Source organism: Demequina sp. (genome assembly GCF_016278765.1).
Classification (GTDB): Bacteria; Actinomycetota; Actinomycetes; order Actinomycetales; family Demequinaceae; genus Demequina.
Genome location: NZ_JADQBE010000090.1, coordinates 1 through 5,106, shown reverse-complemented (window position 1 = coordinate 5,106; position 5,106 = coordinate 1). Strand labels below are relative to the sequence as shown.

Here is a 5,106-nt window from a genome sequence, read left to right as displayed (position 1 = left end):
AGCACATGCCGCTGGACGGCGGGCACACGTGGCGGCGCGAGGAGATGGTGACGGCGGAGGAGATTCTGGCTGCCATCTCTGAGCGGTTCTCGCTGGAGCCGCTGGGCCACGATGGCGCGGCGCCTGCGGAGACGTTCCGCATTGCGGGGACGGATGCGACGGTGGGCGTGATCGCGTCGGTGACGCGCAAGTTCTGCAACCGCTGCGACCGCGTGCGCCTGACCGCCGATGGTCAGTTCCGCAACTGCCTGTTCTCCCACGAGGAATCGGACCTGCGCACGTTGATGCGCTCTGGTGCCGATGATGATCGGCTGGCTGAGGCGATGATCGCTTGCGTGGCACGCAAGCTACCGGGGCACGGGATCGACGACCCGAGCTTTGTGCAGCCGAGCCGGCCGATGAGCGCCATCGGGGGGTAGGTGGATGCGGGGTTGCCCACCTGTTATCAACACGCCCCCTTCGCATTACCCTCCCCGGCGGCGCCCGGGCTCTATCGTCGGACGAGATGTCTCAGCGTCGTACTCCCGTGCCGACGGTCAACGCGACGCATTCCACGCCCCGCGCGTCACGATATCCGGTCCGAGACATAGGCTCATCCTGTGCCGAACAACTACCGGGAACTCGCCGTCGCTATTCGTAGGCTGTCACGGACATCCGTGCTCGTTGGTCTCGCGCGCGATTCGGCGGAGACTTACAGCGATATGCAGTGGCACGCCAGCCTCGACCGTCTCAGGCAATTCCCCTGGGCAAATGCCCATGTCGCTCGCCTCGCCCTAGTGAATGGCACTGATTTCCAACGGAAGCCCGCTAGTAGGGCTGATCTCATTCGGCTCAAAGAGCAGTATCACTTCCTCGACCCGAAGTCTGAGCCGGGAGACCTCTGGAGCTTGATGAATCGGATGTTGCACGAGCAGATCCCTATGCAACACCCGCTCCTGAACGAACTCGCGCGCGCGTGGCGCCTCCTGGGTCAAGAAGTCAATGGTTGCACCGTCTATGACTGGGCTGAAGTGTTCGGAGTGTCCCTGGGCGAACGAATCAAAGCCCTGTTCTTCATACATGTATGGGCGATCCAGAATCGGGGCGTTTTCAGCATCGCGCCCTTGGAAGGCGAGTATTACACCGAGCTCTTGGGTCGCCTCGGGGGCCGCGATCTGATCTTCTCCGTGATCGCTGACCTTGCTCGAACACCTGACGAGTTTCGAGCCTTGCATGAGAAACGGAGTGGCACCCGCACCGTCCAATCGCTGGCCGAATTCAACGACTTGCACCGTTTCCCGCTTGTTCGGCTCGGGGATCGCAACTTCGCCACCCCGTCGGTCCATCTCGTTCTCGCTTCCGTCTCCACTTACAACCTGTACTACCGCGGGATGGACGCTTGGGGTCAACAGTTCGCAGACAGCCTTGGGTTCCGTGTGGAGAACATCGCTGGTGAAGACCTCTCGCTGCTTGAGGACTCGAGATTGATACGCGAGATCACCTACGGCAAGCCCGAGAAGAAGTCCGTCGACTGGATAGTGGTGTTTCCCGAGTGCGTATTGCTTGTCGAGTGCAAGAGTGCCCGGATGGGGCTTGAAGCGCTGGCCAATGTTCAGGGAGAGCAGAAACTTATCGACCGCTATCTTCGCAAAGCGGCTGATCAAATAGACGAAACAGCGCGCGTTGCTTCTATGGGTCCGGTGGGGTTCGATGCTGTCCCCACGGACAGACCGTTCTACGGCTTGATCGTCGCGGCCGAGCAAATCTACTTGGGCGGTGTCGCCGTGGATCGCTGGTGGATCGATAGCACCGTTCCACACGAAGTGGTCTCGCTCGGCGAGCTTGAGGAGTTCTGTGCACTCGAAATGACGAACCCCGGAACTTACATCGACAACTACTTCCGAACGCGGAACCCTTTGGCAAGTGGCCTCGTGCGCGAAGCGTTAGCTACCTTCGAAAGAGGAGAGAATCCATTCGTCAACCAGGCGTTGCGCGAAGTGGACTTCACCGTCGAATTTCCACGGGATGGGATGGTTAAGCAATAGGCACCCGATGCCCGAGCACGGACTGTCTGTGGCTCTGCGCTAGACACCGACTGCCACCAGCGCCACGTCGGCGCACGCGCGCTTCTCGATGCGCGCGTGAGTCGACTTCGCACGCGGTTACCGACGCGGTCTAGGCGATGCCGACGGACCCAGTTTCTAGGAACGATGGACCGTGCCGCGCGCGAGGAACCTCGGGCCAGTGCGTGTACGGCGAGCGGTTGTGGGGAAGTGCCTATGTGACGGGTTCTGCTTGCGCCCTCCATGAAGTGGACAAGCATTTGGCCTCCGCTGCGCTGGCTTGCGGATCGCGTTGCGCGCACCGCCCGCGTCCCCTTGAGCCGCGGAGAAAGCAAGGAGACCTGACTCTGCGGCTCCAGCGCTTCGCCGAGGCGTCACAAAACTTGTGCCAAGATCGCGCAGCGCCTAATGCTCGATGTTACTGGCGATCTCCGCGGGCGACAGCCCCGCGCGAATGCCGCGGCTGACGGCGTTGGCTCTCGCCTGAGACGCGCGACGTTCCCGCTCGAATCGGGGCATTAGCGATCGGTTGCCTTCATCGAGCATGTAATGCAAATGGAGGGACCCGAATACGACATCGCACTCGCCGGGTTCAGGTTCGGTGCTTCGAATCCGGATCGCGACACCAGGTGCGTTCATCCCGTAGGACCGTACCTGAGTGAGGTTCGGGTCGAGAAGCAAAAGAGCCTCGTCCGACGTTACGACCAGGTGCCCAGTGTCTTTACCGTTTCCGGGATAGTCCTCGCTTGTAGCAAGTTCGTCTTCCGAACGCATCGCCCGCGCCTTCGGCCCCATGAAGAAGCTGTCCTTCGACTTGGTATCCATTCCAATCACGGAGACAGGCCTGGCTCGCACGGGAGCGCCCAGTTCTTCACCGATTGCGACTAGCAATGCCGCGGCCCCTGCACAATCCGGCGTATCGCTAAAAAGCAGAGTGACCACCTGCGCCGCGCGAACAAGGGGCTGACGAGCCGCCTCAACAGCATTTCGCGATCTCTACGCACTCTGGATCGACCGTGAGGCTCTTAGCCGAGCACCTTTGCCCATGTCCGCCAAGGTACCCGTAATGGCGCCCGGCAAACCGATGAGCGCTATCGCGGGTAGGGGGCAGGGCCTGCAAGTTGTAGCCTCGCCTTGTGTGGGCGTTCCGTTGACACGCGAGGCGTGAATGGATCTAGAGGGGCAAGAGCATGAGCGAGTATGGAGCTGACTACCTACGACGCCTACGAGTTGCCGTCGAACGATTCGAAGCTGCGTTCAACGCGTGGATGCGAACGCAAGATGAGTCCGACCACATGTCATCACGCGGGCTCCTCCCGACGGTATGGATGAAGGCGGGCCAAGACTCAAGCGAGGTCGAGCAACTCGAACTCACTTTGGCTGAGGCGTCAGGCATGGCTGCAACGGCAGTAGCCGCAACTGGCGCGTACATCGCGGTCGCGGGCGTGGGAGCAATCGACCCGATCTCGAACTGGTCGCTCATGTCATCCCCCAAAGCGCTGATCGCCCCGCGAGACGTTCGGATGACCGCCGCAAACGTTAAGGGAAGACTCGACGCCATGATCGCAGACGCTGAGTCGCGGTCCGAGTCAAGACTTCCCGCCTTCTCCCCCGGACAGTTCCACGCCGTGGTGTGGGCCGGCGCGTCCGCCCATTGGGTCAACCACCAATATCGCGTCGCGGTTCGCGAGGCCGCCGAGGGCTTGACAATCCACTGGAAGGAAAGGCTCGGCCGTAGCGATGTGGACGACACTGTCTTCTGGCAACAGACCCTCTCCCCGGGGGAACCCGACCTCGATAGACCAAAACTCGTATGGCCCGGCTCTGCCGAGGACAAGACCACGAGGAGCATGCGAGGAGGCATTGAGCCGCTCGCCAAGGCCCTGAATTTGCTCGCAACTGGGCTCAATCTCACGGTTCGCAACGTGGCGACCCACACGAGGACCGAACTTCCTGAACAGGAGGCCATGGAACGCCTCGCCGCGTACAGCTATTTGGCTCGCCTTCTGGACCAGTGCACTATTGAGATCGCTAGCAATCCTTGAGTTCATAAGGCGCTAGCCTGAGGTCAATTCTCATGCTTGGCCGGTTCAACACGTCGTCTCACGCCGCTAGGCACTAGGCAATCGCGAGCACGCATACCCCACCCTCGAAGGGCCTGAGTTCAATCGAGGCGCCCGCTCGCCGCGCAATCCCCAGCGCAAGTCCCCTGTGTACCCCACACACCACCTCCGGGTGGCGGCGCGCGTCCTCCAGGAAGGGGCACGCACGCAACGCAAGCCCACCCTCAAAGGGTGCGGGCGCGAATCCCAGTTCGGTGAACACCGCCACGAGTGCGGCCACGGGATCGAGACCGTCAACATCCAGCCCCTCTGCCCACCGCTCCCCCGCACGCTGCGCACGCTCCGCCGCCGGGCCTTCGCCAGCTGCAGCGTCGGCGAGCGCTGCGAGCATCCCCACCCGAGCGTCGGGCACGCGAACCGCCTGGTAAACCACGCGTGGTCGGCCCCGGCCCCCGGAAGGAGCGGCACGGCCCGCAACAAGACCGTCGGCCGCCAAACGGTCCAAATGAAACCGCACCGTGGTGACGTGCAGACCGAGGCGCGAGCCGAGCTCGGCAGCCGTCACTCCAGCGGCCGCGTCGCGCACCGCCGCGAGCACCCGCCCAGCGCCGGGACGTGCGTCCTCATCGATCCTCATGATTAAAGAGTAGCCTTATCCTCTCAATTCATCTAGGACGGAGGACCGATGGCCGCGCAGACCGCCGAGCCCAGCAGCACGGAGCAGCGCCTCACCAAGGAACGCGCCACCACAGAACGGCCACGCTCGCGCCGCCCGCGCACCGATCGCCTCACCACCGTGTGGATGCTGCTCGCCCTGGCCGCCGCCGTCACCGCGATCGCAACCCGCGACGCCCTGCCGCAGACCTGGTGGACCACCATCCACCTGGTCACCCTGGGCGTGCTCACCAACGCGATCCTGCAGTGGAGCTGGTACTTCGCGCGCGGGCTGCTGCGCCTGCCGCCCAACGACCAGCGCTCGGGCCGCGACGCCCTCATCCGCT

The 5,106-nt window shown here is 62.9% G+C and carries 5 protein-coding genes and 1 pseudogene; 4 read left to right on the top strand and 2 right to left on the bottom strand.

Annotated features, from left to right (window positions below; translation table 11 throughout):
* Together QZZ29_RS12725 and QZZ29_RS12720 are read left to right on the top strand one after the other, a co-directional pair.
* Window positions 1–419: pseudogene (locus tag QZZ29_RS12725) on the top strand (GTP 3',8-cyclase MoaA); the annotation flags it as partial.
* A 180-nt stretch (window positions 420–599) separates the two neighbouring features.
* Complete coding sequence (locus QZZ29_RS12720; protein WP_291383784.1) at window positions 600–2,024, top strand: hypothetical protein; 1,425 nt, start codon at window positions 600–602, stop codon at window positions 2,022–2,024.
* 423 nt (window positions 2,025–2,447) lie between these two features.
* Here the strand turns inward: QZZ29_RS12720 and QZZ29_RS12715 are convergent, their stop codons facing one another.
* Window positions 2,448–2,867, bottom strand: a complete 420-nt coding sequence (locus tag QZZ29_RS12715) for a hypothetical protein (protein WP_291383783.1) — start codon at window positions 2,865–2,867, stop codon at window positions 2,448–2,450.
* A 365-nt stretch (window positions 2,868–3,232) separates the two neighbouring features.
* On the opposite strand from QZZ29_RS12715, the gene QZZ29_RS12710 reads away from it, so the two are divergent.
* Complete coding sequence (locus QZZ29_RS12710) at window positions 3,233–4,087, top strand: TIGR02391 family protein (RefSeq protein ID WP_291383782.1); 855 nt, start codon at window positions 3,233–3,235, stop codon at window positions 4,085–4,087.
* A gap of 73 nt (window positions 4,088–4,160) precedes the next feature.
* Here the strand turns inward: QZZ29_RS12710 and QZZ29_RS12705 are convergent, their stop codons facing one another.
* Entirely contained in the window at window positions 4,161–4,742 is a 582-nt protein-coding gene (locus tag QZZ29_RS12705) for a helix-turn-helix domain-containing protein (RefSeq protein ID WP_291383781.1), read from the bottom strand.
* Between the two features lie 48 nt (window positions 4,743–4,790).
* On the opposite strand from QZZ29_RS12705, the gene QZZ29_RS12700 reads away from it, so the two are divergent.
* On the top strand, window positions 4,791–5,106 hold a 316-nt coding region (locus QZZ29_RS12700), incomplete at its 3' end, for a hypothetical protein (protein WP_291383780.1).